Raw genomic sequence first — 15,067 nt, 5'->3', positions numbered from 1 at the left:
GCTTGAGTGTGCCCCGCCCACCGCTCCTGTCCGGAGGGGTTCACCCGCTCCTGTCCCGTAAGGGGTCCACCGATGAGAAGCACCGGGATCCGCCGTACCCTCGTCGCGCTGGGTGTCGGCGCGCTCGCGCTCACCGCCTGCGGCTCGGACGGCGACGAAACCGCCGACGGCAAGACCCGCATCACCGTCAACTGCATGCCGCCCAAGAGCGCCAAGGTCGACCGGCAGTTCTTCGAGGAGGACGTCGCCGCCTTCGAGAAGAAGAACCCCGGCATCGACGTCGTCCCGCACGACGCGTTCCCCTGTCAGGACCCCAAGACCTTCGACGCCAAACTCGCCGGCGGCCAGATGGAGGACGTGTTCTACACGTACTTCACCGACGCCCGGCACGTCGTCGACATCAATCAGGCCGCCGATCTCACCCCGTACATCAAGGAGTTGAAGAGCTACGACACCATCCAGCAGCAGCTGAGGGACATCTACACCGTCGACGGCAGGATCTACGGCATCCCGCGCACCGGCTACTCCATGGGCCTGATCTACAACCGGGACCTCTTCGAGAAGGCCGGCCTCGACCCCGACCGGCCGCCCGCCACCTGGGACGAGGTCCGCGCCGCCGCGAAGAAGATCGCCGCGCTCGGCGACGGCGTCCTCGGCTACGCCGACTACAGCGCCCAGAACCAGGGCGGCTGGCACTTCACCGCCGAGCTCTACTCCCGGGGCGGCGACGTGGTGAGCGCCGACGGCAAGAAGGCCACCATCGACACCCCCGAAGGCCGCGCCGTCCTGCGGACGCTGCACGACATGCGGTGGAAGGACGAGTCGATGGGCAGCAAGCAGCTGCTCGTCATCAACGACGTCCAGCAGATGATGGGCGCCGGCAAACTCGGCATGTACCTCGCCGCGCCCGACAACATCCCGATCCTCGTCAAGGAGAAGGGCGCCGAGTACGAGAACATCGCCATCGCGCCGATGCCCGGCGGCGAGGGCACCCTCATCGGCGGCGACGGCTACATGTTCAGCAAGAAGGCCTCACCCGAGCAGATCCGCGCCGGCCTCAAGTGGCTCGACCACATGTTCCTCACCCCCGGAGACGGCTTCCTCGGCGACTACGCCCGCGCCAAGCAGCACGACGCCCCCGTCGGCCTGCCCGAACCCCGCCTGTTCACCGGCGCCGCCGACGCGAAGGACCAGCAGGTCAAACAGGCCAACGCCAACGTCCCGGTGGAGAACTACCAGGCCTTCCTCGACGGCAACCAGAAGCTCGAGATGAAGATCGAGCCGCCGCACGCCCAGCATCTCTACTCCGTCCTCGACGGCGTCGTCTCCGCCGTCCTCACCAAGGAGGACGCCGACATCGACCAGCTCCTCGAGGACGCCTCCGGAAAGATCGACGGCATCCTGGCCCGGGGCTGAGCGGTGACGAAGACGGCTGAACGGCCCGCGCCCGTGCGGGTCACACCGGTCGAGGCGCCGTCACCGGCAGGGGACCGGGGACGGCGCCGCCTCACCGACCAGCTGCGCGCCTACGGCTTCCTCCTCGGCGGACTCGTCTGCTTCGCCCTGTTCTCCTGGTACCCGGCGGTCCGCGCCATCGTGATCGCCTTCCAGAAGTACACCCCCGGCTCCGACCCCGAATGGGTCGGCACCGCCAACTTCACCCGGGTCCTGCACGACCCCGAGTTCGGCGCGGCCTGGCGCAACACGCTCACCTTCACCCTGCTCGCCCTGCTGATCGGCTTCGCGATCCCCTTCGTCCTGGCCCTCGTCCTCAACGAACTGAGGCACGCCAAGGCCTTCTTCCGGGTCGTCGTCTATCTCCCGGTGATGATCCCGCCGGTGGTCAGCGCCCTGCTGTGGAAGTGGTTCTACGACCCCGGCTCCGGCCTGGCCAACGAGGCCCTGCGTTTCCTGCACCTGCCCACGTCCACCTGGTCCAACGGCGCCGACACCGCCCTGATCTCCCTGGTCGTCGTCGCCACCTGGGCCAACATGGGCGGCACCGTGCTCATCTACCTGGCCGCGCTCCAGTCCGTCCCCGGCGAGCTGTACGAGGCCGCCGAGCTGGACGGGGCGGGCCTGCTCCAGCGCATCCGCCACGTGACCGTCCCCCAGACCAGGTTCGTGATCCTCATGCTGATGCTGCTTCAGATCATCGCCACCATGCAGGTGTTCACCGAGCCCTTCGTGATCACCGGCGGCGGCCCGGAGAACGCCACCGTGACCGTGCTCTACCTCATCTACAAGTACGCCTTCCTCTACAACGACTTCGGCGGCGCCTGCGCGCTCAGCGTGATGCTCCTCGCGCTGCTCGGCGCGTTCTCCGCCGGCTACCTCCGCCTCACCCGCTCCTCGGAGGAGGCCACCGCATGAGCAGCACCCGCACCCTCGTCTCCCCGGCCGTCCTGGCCCGCCCCCGCGGCCGGGCCGTCTACTGGACCGTCTTCACCGGCACCGTCGTGCTCTTCGCCCTGGCCTTCCTCTTCCCCGTCTACTGGATGGCGACCGGCGCGTTGAAGTCACCCGACGAGGTGGCCCGCACACCCCCCACCCTCGTCCCGGAGAACTGGAGCACCAGCGGCTACACCGACGCCTGGGACCTGATGCAGCTGCCCACGCACCTGTGGAACACGGTGGTGCAGGCGGCCGGCGCCTGGTTCTTCCAGCTGGTGTTCTGCACGGCCGCCGCCTACGCCCTGTCCCGGCTGCGGCCCGCCTTCGGCAAGCTGATCCTCGGCGGCATCCTCGCCACCCTGATGGTGCCGGCCCAGGCCCTCGTCGTACCGAAGTACCTGACCGTCGCGGACCTCGGACTGCTCAACGATCCGCTCGCCATCTGGCTGCCGGCCGTCGCCAACGCCTTCAACCTCTACCTGCTCAAGCGGTTCTTCGACCAGTTGCCGAAGGACGTGCTCGAGGCCGCCGAGATCGACGGCGCGGGAAAGCTGCGCACCCTGTGGTCGATCGTGCTGCCCATGTCGCGCCCGGTGCTCGGCGTGGTGTCGATCTTCGCGCTGGTCGCCGTGTGGCAGGACTTCCTGTGGCCGCTGATGGTCTTCTCCGACACCGGCAAACAGCCGATCAGCGTGGCCCTGGTGCAACTGTCGCAGAACATCCAGCTGACCGTGCTCATCGCCGCCATGGTGATCGCCAGCATCCCCATGGTCGCACTGTTCCTCGTCTTCCAGCGGCACATCATCGCCGGAATCAGCGCGGGCAGCACCAAGGGCTGACACCGCACCCCGTCCACCCGAGAGAAAGGCACGCACCGTGGGACAGCCCACCCCTGCCCCCAGCGACGACGACTGGTGGCGCTCCGCCGTCATCTACCAGGTGTACGTCCGCAGCTTCGCCGACGGCGACGGCGACGGCACCGGCGACCTCGCGGGCGTCCGGTCCCGCCTCGCCCACCTCGCCGAACTCGGCGTCGACGCCCTGTGGTTCAACCCCTGGTACCTGTCCCCGATGAAGGACGGCGGCTACGACGTCGCCGACTACCGGGTGATCGACCCCGCGTTCGGCACCCTCGCCGAGGCGGAGAAGCTCATCGCCGAGGCACGCGAACTGGGCATCCGCACCCTCGTCGACATCGTGCCCAACCACGTCTCCGACCAGCACCCCTGGTTCCGGGCGGCGCTCGCGGGCGGCGCGGAACGGGAGCTGTTCCACTTCCGCCCCGGCCGCGGCGCCTACGGCGAACTCCCCCCGAACGACTGGCAGTCCGAGTTCGGCGGCCCCGCCTGGACCAGACTGCCCGACGGCGACTGGTACCTCCACCTGTTCGCACCCGAACAGCCCGACCTCAACTGGGCGCACCCCGCCGTCCGCCAGGAGCACGAGGACATCCTGCGCTTCTGGTTCGAGCGCGGCGTGGCCGGCGTGCGCATCGACTCCGCCGCGCTGCCGGCCAAGGACCCCCTGCTGCCGGACTTCGTGCCCGGCCGCGACCCGCACCCCTACGTCGACCGTGACGAGCTCCACGACATCTACCGGAGCTGGCGGGCCGTCGCCGACGAGTACGGCGCCGTGTTCGTCGGCGAGGTCTGGCTCCCCGACACCGAGCGCTTCACCCGCTATCTGCGCCCCGACGAACTGCACACCGCGTTCAACTTCTCCTTCATGACCTGCCCCTGGGAGGCGGCGCGGCTGCGCGCCGCCATCGACGAGACGCTGGCCGAGCACGCCCCCGTCGGCGCCCCCGCCACCTGGGTGCTGTGCAACCACGACATCACCCGCACGGTCACCCGCTACGGCCGCGCCGACACCGGCTTCGACTTCGCCACCAAGGCCTTCGGTACCCCGGCCGACCTCGCCCTCGGCACCCGCCGCGCCCGCGCCGCCGCCCTGCTCTCCCTCGCCCTGCCCGGCGCCGTCTACGTCTACCAGGGCGAGGAACTCGGCCTGCCCGAGGCGGACATCCCCCTCGACCGCATCCAGGACCCCATGCACGCCCGCTCCGGGGGCACCGACCCCGGACGCGACGGCTGCCGGGTGCCGCTGCCGTGGACGGCGGACGCACCGCACGCCGGTTTCGGCGGCGATCCGTGGCTGCCGCAGCCGCCCGGCTGGGCGTCGTACGCGGCCGACCGGCAGGCCCGGGACCCCGGCTCCATGCTCAGCCTGTACCGCGAGGCGATCCGCCTGCGCCCCGTCTTCGGCACCGGACCGCTCCGCTGGCTGCCCGCCCCCGACGGCGTGCTCGCCTTCGCCCGCGCGGACGGCCGCGCCCTCTGCGCGGTGAACCTCGCGGACACCCCCGCCGCCCTCCCCGCCCATACCGGACTCCTCCTCGGCAGCGGCCCGCTCACCGACGACGGACGGCTGCCGAAGGACACCGCGGTCTGGCTGAGCGCCTGAGACCGCACCCGTTCCACCTGCTCGTTCCCGCACCCCCACCCCGAAGGGATCAGCACATGAGAACCCCGCGCTCCGTCCGACGCACCCCCGCCCTGGCCACGGCGGTGGCCCTGGCCGCCGGCACCCTCGTCGCCCTCGCGCCCGCACCCGCCCACGCCGCCGCCGGCGCCACGCTCCCCTTCACCTCCGTCGAGGCCGAGTCCGCCGTCACCACCGGCACCGTCATCGGACCCGACCACACCCAGGGCACCCTCGCCTCCGAGGCCTCCGGACGCCGGGCGGTACGCCTCGACGCCGGCCGGCGGATCGAGTTCACCGTCCCGCGCGCGGCCAACGCCGTGAACGTCGCCCACAGCGTCCCCGACGGCCGCTCCGGCACGCTCGACGTGTACGTCAACGGCCAGAAGCTGGCGCAGACCCTCGCGGTGACCTCCAAGTACTCCTACGTGGACACCCCCTGGATCCCCGGCGCCCGGACGCATCACTTCTACGCCAACGCCCGGATGCTGCTGGGCCGTGACCTCCAGGCGGGCGACAAGGTCGCCTTCCAGGCCACGGACGTGCCGGTCACCGTGGACGTCGCCGACTTCGAGCAGGCCGCGGGCCCCGCCGCCCGGCCCGCGGGCTCCGTCTCCGTGACCGACAAGGGAGCCGACCCCAGCGGCCGGGACGACTCCACCCAGGCCTTCCGCGACGCCATCGCCGCCGCACCAGGGGGAGTGGTGTGGATCCCGCCGGGCGAGTACCGGCTCACCTCCTCCCTCTCCGGCGTCCAGAACGTCACGCTGCGCGGCGCGGGACACTGGCACTCGGTCGTGCGCACCTCACGCTTCATCGACCAGCAGAGCTCCGCCGGCGACGTCCACATCAGGGACTTCGCGGTCATCGGCGAGGTCACCGAGCGCGTCGACTCCAGCCCCGACAACTTCGTCAACGGCTCCCTCGGTCCGGGCTCCTCCGTCTCCGGCATGTGGCTCCAGCACCTCAAGGTGGGCCTCTGGCTGACCGGCACCAACGACAACCTCGTCGTCGAGAACAACCGGTTCCTCGACATGACCGCGGACGGCCTCAACCTCAACGGCAACGCGCGCGGCGTGAAGGTCCGCAACAACTTCCTGCGCAACCAGGGCGACGACGCCCTCGCCATGTGGTCCCTGTACGCGCCGAACACGAACAGCAGCTTCGAGAACAACACCATCTCCCAGCCCAACCTCGCCAACGGCATCGCCATCTACGGCGGAACCGACATCACCGTCCGGAACAACCTGGTCAGCGACACCAACGCCCTCGGCAGCGGCATCGCGATCTCCAACCAGAAGTTCCTCGACCCCTTCCATCCGCTGGCCGGCACCATCACGGTCGACGGCAACACCCTGGTGCGCACCGGCGCCATGAACCCCAACTGGAACCACCCGATGGCCGCCCTGCGCGTCGACCCCTACGACAGCCCGATCGAGGCGCAGGTGAGGATCACCGACACCACCGTCACCGACAGCCCCTACAGCGCCTTCGAGTTCGTCTCCGGCAGCGGACGCGGATACGCCGCCCGGAACATCACCGTCGACGGCGCCACCGTGAACGGTGTGGGCACGGTCGTCGTCCAGGCCGAGACCCAGGGCGCCGCCACCTTCCGCGACGTCACGGCCACCGGCGTCGGAGCGGCCGGCGTCTACAACTGCCCCTACCCGGCGGGCTCCGGCATCTTCACCGTCACCGACGCCGGCGGCAACACCGGCTGGGACAGCACCTGGTCGGACTGCTCCACCTGGCCCGAGCCCGGCCAGGGCAACCCCGGCCCGGACCCGGACCGCAACCTCGCCCAGGGCCGCCCGGCCACGGCGACCGGCTCCCAGGACGTCTACACGCCCGGCGGGGCCGTCGACGGCGACCCGCACAGCTACTGGGAGTCCGCCAACCACGCCTTCCCGCAGTCGCTCACCGTCGACCTCGGCTCCCGCCGGCCCGTGCGCCGGCTGGTGCTGAAGCTGCCGCCGCAGGCCGTCTGGCAGGCGCGCACCCAGACCCTGTCCGTGCGGGGCAGCACCGACGGCAGCGCGTACTCCACGGTGGTCCCCTCGCGCGACTACCGCTTCGACCCCGCCACCGGCAACACCGTGACGATCCCGGTCGACGGCGACCTCCGGTACCTCCGGCTGCACGTCACCGGCAACACCGGCTGGCCGGCCGCCCAGTTCAGCGAGGTGGAGGCGTATCTTTCCTGACCGCGCCGGCCCCGCGCTTCGCCGCCTGGATCTGCTCGTACACATGGGTCCGCAGCTCGGCGAAGCGCGGGGCCACCCGCGTGGTCAACTGGTCCCGCACGTCCGGCAGATCCACCTTCAGCTGCTCGCGCACCACGGTGGGGGAGCCCGACAGCACGATCACCCGCTCGCCGAGGTACACCGCCTCGTCGATGTCATGGGTGACGAACAGGACCGTGATCCCCCGCTCCCGCCACAGCCGCCGTACCAGGTCCTCGAGATCGGCCCGGGTCTGCGCGTCCACCGCCGCGAACGGCTCGTCCATCAGCAGCACCTCGGGCTCGTACGCCAGCGCCCGCGCGATCGCCACCCGCTGCTGCATCCCACCGGACAACTGCCACGGATACGCCCCGGCCGCGTCCTCGAGCCCCACCGAGGCGAGCGCGTCCGCGACCAGCTCGCGCCGCCGCGACCTGCTCGATTCCTTCCGCTTCAGCGGCAGTCCGACGTTCTGCCCGACCCGCATCCAGGGGAACAGACTGCGCCCGTACTCCTGGAACACGAACGCCGTCCCCGGCGGCGGCCCCTCCACCCTCCGCCCGGCCAGCAGCACCTCACCGGCGGTCGGTTCGAGCAGCCCGCCCACGCACTTCAGCAGCGTCGTCTTGCCGCAGCCCGACGGGCCGACCAGACACACCAGTTCCCCGGCCGCCACCGTGAACGTCAGATCGCGCACCGCCTCGGTCCGCCGCCCCGATCCCTCGTAGACCTTCCGCAGGCCGCGTACGTCGAGCATCGACCGCCCTTTCAGGAGTTTCACCGGGACCGCCGGGCGACGGCGCGCAGACCGTGGTACCAGCCGAGCGCCCGCCGCTCGGCCCACTGGAAGAGGACCGACAGAGCGAAGCCGAGCAGACCGAGCAGCAGGATGCCGGTCCACATGTCGGGGATCGCGAAGGAACGCTGGAACTGCACGATGGTGAACCCGAGTCCGTTGCTGGCCGCGAACATCTCACTGATCACCATGAGGATGATGCCGATCGACAGGGCCTGCCGCAGCCCCGCGAAGATCTGCGGGCTCGCCGCCGGCAGCACCACGTCCCTCAGGCGCGCGGCGCCCGTGATGCCGTAGGAGCGGGCCGTCTCGGTCATCACCGCGTCGACCGCGCGCACCCCCTCGACCGTGTTGAGCAGCACGGGCCAGACGCAGCCGCTCGCGATGACGACGACCTTCATGGTGTCGCCGATGCCCGCGAACAGCATGATCACCGGCACCAGCACGGGCGGCGGCACGGCCCGCAGGAACTCCAGCACCGGCTCGCACACCGCCCGCACCTGACGGCGGGAGCCGATCAGTGTGCCCAGGGCGACACCGGCGAGCGCCGCCAGCGTCCAGCCCGCCGCGAGCCTCAGCATGCTCGGCAGCACGTCACCGCGCCACCGCTCGCCGGTCCACACGTCCGGGAAGGTCTCCAGGATGGTGCCGAGCGGCGGCCAGTACACGTTCTCGCTGCCGGCCGACGACACCCACCACAGGGTCACCAGCAGCACCGGCAGGGCGAGCACGAACACCAGCCGCAGCAGCAGGCGTCTCACACCGCCACCTCCCCGCGCACCGACTGGTGCCAGGCCAGCGCGCGCCGTTCCACGGTCCGGGCGCCGACATTGATCAGCAGCCCCAGCAGCCCCGTGACGACGATCAGCGCGTACATCTCGGGCACGGCCTGCGAGGTCTGCGCCACGGCGATCCGGGAGCCCAGGCCGGGCGCGCCGATGACGAGTTCGGCGGTGATCGCCAGGATCAGGGCCACCGAGGCCGCCAGCCGCACCCCCGTCATGACGTACGGCAGCGCCGTCGGCCACAGCACGTACCGGATCCGCGCCCAGGTGCCCAGGCCGTACGAGCGTGCCGTCTCCTCGGCGACCGGGTCGACGTCCTGGACGCCGTAGAGCACCTGGACGAGCACCTGCCAGAAGGCCGCGTACACGACCAGCAGCAGTACGGACCCCAGTTCGGTGCCGTACAGCAGCACCGCCAGCGGGATCAGCGCGACCGACGGGATCGGACGCAGGAACTCGACGGTCGACGCGGTCGCCTCCCGCAGATACGGCACCACCGACACGACGACCCCGACGACGACGCCCGCGCCGACGGCGATCGCCAGTCCCAGCGCCCAGCCGGTGAGGGTGTCGCCGAGCGCGGTCCAGAAGGCGCCGTCCGTGACCTCCGCGCCGAGCGCGGCCGCGATGCGGCCGGCCGGCGGGAAGTGGTCCTCCCGGACCAGGCCGAGCCGGGGCACCGCCTCGGCCAGGGCGAGGAAGGCCGCGAGCCCGGCCGCGCCGAGTGCGGCGTTGGCGCCCCTCACGGCAGCAGCTTGTCCAGGTCCGGCGTCTGCTCGAACAGGCCGTCCGCCTCGCCCAGCTTCGCCAGTTCCTCGATGGCGGCCCGGTTGGGCTCGGCGGGCCACTTCGGCAGCGTCACCTTCGCCAGCACGTCCGCCGGGATCTTCGTGTACGTGGTGACGATCTCCCGCACCTCGTCGGGGTGGGCGTCGGCGTAGGCCAGGGACTCGGCGGTGGCCTCCTGGAACTTCTTCACCACGTCGGGGTTCTTCCGCGCGTACTGCGTGGAGGTGAAGTACATGGCGACCGTGAGCTTCGGCGCGATGTCGATCATGGGCGAGGCAATCTCCCGGCCGCCCTGGTTCTTGATCGTGGCCAGGGCCGGTTCCACCACCATCGCCGCGTCGATCCGTCCGCCGTCGAGCGCGGCGGGCATCTGGTCGAAGGCGAGCTCGACGAACTCCACCTCGTCCGGGTCGCCGCCCGCCGTGCGCACCGAGGCGCGCACCGCCGTCTCGTTGATGTTCTTCAGGGTGTTGATGGCGACCTTCTTGCCCTCCAGTTCCTTCGCCGACCCGACCGGGCTGTCGCCCTTGACGGTGAGCGCCGCGAAGTCCTTGCCCGCCTCACCGGTCGAGGCGATGCCGTTCGCCACCGCCCGCACCGGCACGTTGTTGGACTGGGCGATCATCAGTGAGGTCATGTTGGAGAAGCCGAACACCTGCGAAAGTGGCTGATGTTCTGGCAGGGTGGCCCCGTGCCCAGGAGCCTCCACACTGCCATCGACACCGCCGCGCGCCGTGTCATCCGCTGCTTCTTCTACGCCCGCATCAGCGAGGACCGCGAGGGTGCTCACCTCGCCACCGAGCGGCAGATCCAGGACGGCCGGGAACTTGCCGAGCGGCTGTCCACCCCCACCGTCGAGTACCGCATCATCCGCGTCTTCGAAGACAACGACCTCTCCGCCTACTCCGGCAAGCCGCGGCCCGACTACAAGGACATGCTGGCCCGGCTCCGCAACGGCGAAGCTGACTGCGTCCTGGCGTGGCACACCGACCGCCTCCACCGCTCCCCAGTCGAACTCGAGGAGTACATCGACGTCTGCGGCCCCCGCGAGATCCCCACCCGCACCGTCAAGGCCGGCGACCTCGACCTGTCCACAGCGACCGGCCGGATGATCGCCCGGCAGCTCGGCGTCCAGGCCCGCTACGAGGTAGAGCGGATGATCGAGCGGTCAAGGCGGGCCCGTGACCAGAAGGCCAGCCACGGCGAGTACGCCGGAGGCCCCCGCCCTTTCGGGTACGAGCCGGACGGTGTCACGCCCCGCACCCTTGAGTGCCGCCGCTGCGGCCATGAGGGACCGGACGGATTCACCATCCGCCGCACCTGCGAGGCGTGCCAGGCGGTCGACCAGTTCTCCCGCGACCTCACCTGCCGGGCCTGCGACGCCAAGGACGCTCTATGCGTCGGCTTCGCGTGCGACGAGTGCCGCACTCCAGCGACCTTCGCCGAAGGGTCCGAGGCGGCGCTCGTCGGCCACGCCATGGAAGCCGTCCTCGCCGGCGCATCCCTCCGTGCTGTTGCCCAGGGCCTCGCCGAGCGGGGTGTCGTCTCGGCCCGCGGGAAGAAGCCGGACAACAACCAGCTGCGGACGATCCTTCAGCGGCCCCGCAACGCCGGACTCCTCCAGCACCGCGGGCAGGTCGCCGGGCGGGCCGATTGGATGCCGCTTGTGGATGAGGCGACGTGGCGCAGTGTGCTGGCGATCCTCGAGGATCCGAGTCGGTATACGTCGGGGACGAACGTGAGGAAGTACCTGGGGTCGAACATTTATGAGTGCGGCGAGTGCGGAACGGGGAAGTTGACCGGTTTCCCTCGGGCGGTGGTCCGCAGCAAGGCGGTGCGTGAGCGGCAGAAGCGCATGGGGGTGCGGGCGGAGCCTGTGAAGAGACTGGCGTACCGGTGTGAGAACGGGTGCGTGGTCCGCGATGGGGAGAGTCTGGACGACTACGTGCAGCTGCACCTGCTGCGGCGGTTGCAGGAGGACGACGCGGCGGTGGTGTTCGCGCGGCGTAGCGAGCCGCAGGTGGATGTGGCGCAGGTGCGGCGGGACATGCGCAAAGCGCGGCAGCGGCTGGATGAGCTGGCCGCCGCGTTGGGCCGGGATGAGATGGACATGCAGGAGTGGCGGGTCGCGTCGGGGGCGGCGAGGAAGCGTCTGCAGGATGCGGAGGATGCGTTGAAGACGGCTGTGGCCGCGAATCCGGTGGCTGAGCTGCTGGCGGCGGACGATCCGGAGGCGGTGTGGAACGACGCGTTCGACCTGTCGCGGCGGCGGGCGGCGATCGACTACGTGATGCGGGTGCGCGTAGGGAAGGCGAGGCCTGGGCGTCAGGCGGATGGCGGATACTTTGACCGGTCGTCGGTCGTGATCGACTGGAAGTAGGGCGACACCCCCGGCCGGTGGGTCCGTGCCGGGGCCGCCGGTGGCCGGGCCGCCGCTCGCCTGGGGGGCAAAGCGGCGGCCGGCCGGTCTCGGGGGGTTGTCGGACGCGTTGCCTGAATCGGGGTGGCTCATGCCCCGTGTCACTCGAACGTGCGTTTCCGGAGTGAGGGGGTTGCGCTCCCAGGTTCAGGATGCCTGATTTATCGTGCTGACTTAGGATGATCTTCGTCAGAGCGTTTGTCGAGTGCACCCACCCGACGACGACGCCTGGCTCTACGAGCACAGCCGCGTCCTCGGAGACCGGATCCGCACCGCACGCCACCAGCAGCGCATCACCCAGGAGCGCCTCTATCTGGCCGCCGGGATCAGCCGTGACGTCCTCCAGCGGATCGAGGCCGGCCAGCACAACCCGACCCTGTTCACGCTGCTGCGGATCGCGCGGGTGCTGGGTGTGCCGTTGCGGGATCTGGTCGGGTGACAGGGCGGCTGCCCCTTATGGGCGGTCAGCACGGGCAGCCGCCCTTCCCTGGGGGCGCGCTCACAGTCACGCCCCGAGGGGAACGAGGGCGGCCCGTCCCCGTCGGGGGCCGGGGGCGGGCCGCGGTCCCGCTACCGGCCCGGTCGGCGGACTGCGGGCCGGGAGCGGGGTCAGTGGGTACAGCGGCGAATCTCGATGTTGCAGTCGGACACCGAGGTCCAGTCACCGGCCTCCCGGGCGGCGGTGCGCCGGGCAGCCAGCTGCTCGCAGCGGCCGCAGTCGGGCGCGGGCTCCGGTGTGGGGAGAGGCTCCCCCAGGAGCGGCGCGTCTTCCATCGTCTTCGCCCGCCTGGTCACAGGCCGCCCTCCCGCATCAGCCGCTGCGCGGCCACGGCCACCGGGCAGGACGCGTCCGTCCGGCACCGCTCGCACGCGCGGGTGTGGTCGAAGAGCAGGCGGTACGCGGCGCGCGCGGCGCAGGGGGCGCAGCCGCGGGGGAAGAGCTGTCCGCCGTCCTCGGCGGCCCGCTCCCCGGCATCGACGGCGGCCTCGGCGGTCAGCGGCGTGTGGCACCAGGCGCAGCAGGAGCCACGACGCTGCGCGTCGGACAGGACGAGGATCGAAGGCAGCGGCAGCTGAAGGACGCTGTCTGTCCGTAAGGCGGTGGGCTGGATAGGCTCTGCCATGTCGTCGCTCCCTCGTAGCGGTGGCCACGCCCCCGGCCGGTAGCACGGCGCGGGGGTCTCCTGTGACTCGGACCATACCGCGCCTTACCGCGCTATGCCGAGGGTTCACGCAGGTTACTGCGGTCGCGCGGTGTGGCGCGGCTGCCTACGTTCGGTGATATGGGTGAGGATCTTGACCGGACGCGGGCCGTGTGGCGGCAGGTGGCGCAGATCGTCATCGGCCGTATCAAGGACGGCACCTACCCGCCTGGCACTCGTGTCCCGTCCACGCTGGAGCTTGCGACCGAGCTGGGTATCGCGTCGTCCACCAGCCAGAAAGCGCTCGCCTACCTGCGGCGCGAGGGCTGGTTGCGGGGTGAGACCGGCATCGGAACGTTCGTCGCCGACAACCCGCCCACCGACCGCCCCCAGACATGACGAAGCGGCCCCCACCGCCCGAAGGCGATGGGGGCCACACGATCAGTCAGCGGGACAGCAGCGAGAAGAGGCCCGTGCCAGCACCAGCCGCACCAGCCAGGACAGCGATCGTCGGAAGCGGCCACCGGGCACGCTCGAGCGCGCGCAGCCGCGTCTCGTGGTCGGCGACGTCCTTGCCGAGGTCGGTGAGGCCCTGCCCGATGCCGTCGAGCTTGGTCTCCACCCGGGTCAGGCCGTCACTCAGTGACCTCAGTTCCTGGTACATCTGCGCGGGCGGTATGTACACGCCCGGGTCCTGCGGCGTCACTGGACCTTCCCGCCGCCACGCTCCACCGCGTCGGACACCCGGTCGGCGAACGTATCCGAGTCGAACTCCAGGCGCACCTTCAGCGGCACCGTGAGCGGCCCGCCCTTCTGGTACTCCGGCGGCTTGGCCCACCCCAGCAGCAGGCCGGCCAGCGTGCGCAGCGGCTCCCAGCCGATCCGCCCGGCGAGCTCCTCGAGGGCCCGCCACAGCGCGTAGTACCCGGCCGTCAGGCCCGCCGTGACGTAGGCCGTCACGGTGGCGTCGTCCAGGTCCAGGCCCGCCTTCGCGGCCAGGCCGAGGAGGAGACCGGCGACGATCGGAACGACCGTGCGCATCAGGGAGGTGAAGAGGTTGGTCATGGGTCAGTCCTTCACGTCGAAGCCGTGCTTGCTGCCGAGGCGCCGCAGGCTGTCCTTGCCGGGGATGCCGTCAGCGGCGCCGCCCGGAGCGGTGCTGGCCCCGGGGTACAGCCGCAGCTGCCAGCGGGAGTAGGCGCTGACGGTGTCGCTGCCGAAGTGCCCGTCCAGGCGCGCCTTCGCGAGCAGGCCCTCGTCGACGAGCGCGGCCTCCACCGTCCGCGTCCCGCTGTAGGTGACCGGCGTGCCCTTCATTCCAGGGTTGGTACGGGCTGCCTTCACCAGCTCGGAGAGATCGACGACCGGCCGCTTCGGAGCCGGCCGCGGGGCCGCCGGCGTCTTGCCGCCGAGCCGGTCGCCAATCCGGCCGCGCATGCCGGTCATCGAAAACCCTCGCGGGTCGACCTTCCCCGGCTGCCACTCGGCGTGTCCGATGACCGAGCGCTCGTTCCAGCCGTGGTGGCGGCAGACCGCGGCCGCGGCCTTCTCGATCGCCTCCAGCTGGACGTCCGGCCACGGGTCCTCGCCGTCGCCCAGGTTCTCGCACTCGAAGCCGTAGAAGTGCCGGTTGCCGTCGGTGGTCGCCTCGTTGTCCGGCGGCAGGCTCCGCTCCGCGATCACCGCGCGCAGGACGTCGTCGTCGCCGAGCCCCGCGTGGTTGGCGCGGCCGTAGCCGACGAGGTGGACACGGCCGTCCTTGGTGATCACACCGTGGCAGAGCGGGCCGGGCAGACCGCTGTAGCCCTTGCGGCAGATCTCCACCGTTCTGGCGATGCCCTTGGTCACCGTGTGGTGGATCATCACCCCGTGCACCGGGCCCCAAGGGCCCTTGTGGTCCCGGTTGTGGTCGCGCCAGTCACCGACCTGCACGACCTCCAGCCCCTCGCGGACCAGCGCAGCGAGGAAGCTGCTCGCGGACATAGGTGGAGCCATGCTGCCTCCAGACATGAGAAGAGCCCCGGGCCGGACGGCTCCGG

Annotated in this window: 16 protein-coding genes and 1 pseudogene; 8 read left to right on the top strand and 9 right to left on the bottom strand. The window is 70.9% G+C overall.

What is annotated here, in order from left to right:
* Positions 1-72 precede the first annotated feature (72 nt).
* From AC5L3C_RS04730 to AC5L3C_RS04710, 5 genes are read left to right on the top strand one after another with little or no spacing between them, the layout of a single operon-like run.
* The gene (locus tag AC5L3C_RS04730) at positions 73-1,416 is read left to right on the top strand and encodes an ABC transporter substrate-binding protein (protein ID WP_493647071.1); all 1,344 of its coding nucleotides are present in this window, start codon (positions 73-75) and stop codon (positions 1,414-1,416) included.
* Positions 1,417-1,419: 3 nt separating this feature from the next.
* A complete protein-coding gene (locus AC5L3C_RS04725) occupies positions 1,420-2,373 on the top strand; it encodes a carbohydrate ABC transporter permease (protein ID WP_493647069.1) in 954 nt (317 codons plus the stop codon).
* Positions 2,370-3,233, top strand: a complete 864-nt coding sequence (locus tag AC5L3C_RS04720; protein WP_493647067.1) for a carbohydrate ABC transporter permease — start codon at positions 2,370-2,372, stop codon at positions 3,231-3,233. Before AC5L3C_RS04725 ends, AC5L3C_RS04720 begins: the two co-directional genes overlap by 4 nt.
* Before the next feature lie 37 nt (positions 3,234-3,270).
* Entirely contained in the window at positions 3,271-4,857 is a 1,587-nt protein-coding gene (locus AC5L3C_RS04715) for a glycoside hydrolase family 13 protein (protein ID WP_493647065.1), read from the top strand.
* A gap of 56 nt (positions 4,858-4,913) precedes the next feature.
* The gene (locus AC5L3C_RS04710) at positions 4,914-7,079 is read left to right on the top strand and encodes a discoidin domain-containing protein (RefSeq protein ID WP_493647063.1); all 2,166 of its coding nucleotides are present in this window, start codon (positions 4,914-4,916) and stop codon (positions 7,077-7,079) included.
* Here the strand turns inward: AC5L3C_RS04710 and AC5L3C_RS04705 are convergent.
* From AC5L3C_RS04705 to AC5L3C_RS04690, 4 genes and pseudogenes are all read right to left on the bottom strand, one after another.
* On the bottom strand, positions 7,051-7,854 hold the full coding sequence (locus AC5L3C_RS04705; RefSeq protein WP_493647061.1) for an ABC transporter ATP-binding protein: 804 nt from the start codon (positions 7,852-7,854) through the stop codon (positions 7,051-7,053). The genes AC5L3C_RS04710 and AC5L3C_RS04705 overlap by 29 nt on opposite strands.
* A gap of 20 nt (positions 7,855-7,874) precedes the next feature.
* The gene (locus tag AC5L3C_RS04700) at positions 7,875-8,654 is read right to left on the bottom strand and encodes an ABC transporter permease (protein ID WP_493647059.1); all 780 of its coding nucleotides are present in this window, start codon (positions 8,652-8,654) and stop codon (positions 7,875-7,877) included.
* Positions 8,651-9,424 carry an ABC transporter permease gene (locus AC5L3C_RS04695; protein ID WP_125502586.1) on the bottom strand — a complete coding sequence of 258 codons (774 nt, stop codon included), beginning with the start codon at positions 9,422-9,424 and terminating at the stop codon, positions 8,651-8,653. Before AC5L3C_RS04695 ends, AC5L3C_RS04700 begins: the two co-directional genes overlap by 4 nt.
* Positions 9,421-10,122: pseudogene (locus AC5L3C_RS04690) on the bottom strand (ABC transporter substrate-binding protein); the annotation flags it as partial. The gene AC5L3C_RS04695 and the pseudogene AC5L3C_RS04690, both read right to left, overlap by 4 nt.
* Positions 10,123-10,158: 36 nt before the next feature.
* On the opposite strand from AC5L3C_RS04690, the gene AC5L3C_RS04685 reads away from it, so the two are divergent.
* Together AC5L3C_RS04685 and AC5L3C_RS04680 are read left to right on the top strand one after the other, a co-directional pair.
* On the top strand, positions 10,159-11,847 hold the full coding sequence (locus tag AC5L3C_RS04685; RefSeq protein WP_493647056.1) for a recombinase family protein: 1,689 nt from the start codon (positions 10,159-10,161) through the stop codon (positions 11,845-11,847).
* 244 nt (positions 11,848-12,091) lie between these two features.
* Positions 12,092-12,325 (top strand): helix-turn-helix domain-containing protein, encoded by a 234-nt coding sequence (locus AC5L3C_RS04680; protein ID WP_493647053.1) that lies wholly within the window; start codon positions 12,092-12,094, stop codon positions 12,323-12,325.
* A 170-nt stretch (positions 12,326-12,495) separates the two neighbouring features.
* Here AC5L3C_RS04680 and AC5L3C_RS04675 read toward each other — a convergent pair whose 3' ends face one another.
* On the bottom strand, positions 12,496-12,681 hold the full coding sequence (locus AC5L3C_RS04675) for a hypothetical protein (RefSeq protein WP_493647051.1): 186 nt from the start codon (positions 12,679-12,681) through the stop codon (positions 12,496-12,498).
* Complete coding sequence (locus AC5L3C_RS04670; protein WP_493647049.1) at positions 12,678-13,010, bottom strand: hypothetical protein; 333 nt, start codon at positions 13,008-13,010, stop codon at positions 12,678-12,680. Before AC5L3C_RS04670 ends, AC5L3C_RS04675 begins: the two co-directional genes overlap by 4 nt.
* A gap of 159 nt (positions 13,011-13,169) precedes the next feature.
* Between AC5L3C_RS04670 and AC5L3C_RS04665 the strand changes: the two genes are divergently transcribed.
* The gene (locus AC5L3C_RS04665) at positions 13,170-13,427 is read left to right on the top strand and encodes a GntR family transcriptional regulator (protein WP_493647047.1); all 258 of its coding nucleotides are present in this window, start codon (positions 13,170-13,172) and stop codon (positions 13,425-13,427) included.
* Between the two features lie 46 nt (positions 13,428-13,473).
* Here AC5L3C_RS04665 and AC5L3C_RS04660 read toward each other — a convergent pair whose 3' ends face one another.
* The 3 genes from AC5L3C_RS04660 to AC5L3C_RS04650 are packed head-to-tail and all read right to left on the bottom strand — an operon-like array spanning position 13,474 to position 15,023.
* Positions 13,474-13,713, bottom strand: coding sequence for a hypothetical protein (locus AC5L3C_RS04660; RefSeq protein ID WP_493647045.1), 240 nt, complete (start codon positions 13,711-13,713; stop codon positions 13,474-13,476).
* A 17-nt stretch (positions 13,714-13,730) separates the two neighbouring features.
* Positions 13,731-14,093: a hypothetical protein gene (locus AC5L3C_RS04655; RefSeq protein WP_493647043.1), complete on the bottom strand. Its 363-nt coding sequence runs from the start codon at positions 14,091-14,093 to the stop codon at positions 13,731-13,733.
* 3 nt (positions 14,094-14,096) lie between these two features.
* Positions 14,097-15,023 carry an N-acetylmuramoyl-L-alanine amidase gene (locus AC5L3C_RS04650; RefSeq protein ID WP_493647041.1) on the bottom strand — a complete coding sequence of 309 codons (927 nt, stop codon included), beginning with the start codon at positions 15,021-15,023 and terminating at the stop codon, positions 14,097-14,099.
* Positions 15,024-15,067 lie beyond the last annotated feature (44 nt).

The sequence above is a fragment of the Streptomyces speibonae genome, from assembly GCF_984686075.1.
This window is presented reverse-complemented; position numbering and strand designations above follow the sequence as displayed.

Coding starts and splice junctions, on each gene's coding strand:
- AC5L3C_RS04730 (WP_493647071.1), top strand. CDS start 73: ATGAGAAGCACCGGGATCCGCCGTACCCTCGTCGCGCTGGGTGTCGGC.
- AC5L3C_RS04720 (WP_493647067.1), top strand. CDS start 2,370: ATGAGCAGCACCCGCACCCTCGTCTCCCCGGCCGTCCTGGCCCGCCCC.
- AC5L3C_RS04710 (WP_493647063.1), top strand. CDS start 4,914: ATGAGAACCCCGCGCTCCGTCCGACGCACCCCCGCCCTGGCCACGGCG.
- AC5L3C_RS04705 (WP_493647061.1), bottom strand. CDS start 7,854: ATGCTCGACGTACGCGGCCTGCGGAAGGTCTACGAGGGATCGGGGCGG.
- AC5L3C_RS04670 (WP_493647049.1), bottom strand. CDS start 13,010: ATGGCAGAGCCTATCCAGCCCACCGCCTTACGGACAGACAGCGTCCTT.
- AC5L3C_RS04665 (WP_493647047.1), top strand. CDS start 13,170: ATGGGTGAGGATCTTGACCGGACGCGGGCCGTGTGGCGGCAGGTGGCG.
- AC5L3C_RS04655 (WP_493647043.1), bottom strand. CDS start 14,093: ATGACCAACCTCTTCACCTCCCTGATGCGCACGGTCGTTCCGATCGTC.
- AC5L3C_RS04650 (WP_493647041.1), bottom strand. CDS start 15,023: ATGGCTCCACCTATGTCCGCGAGCAGCTTCCTCGCTGCGCTGGTCCGC.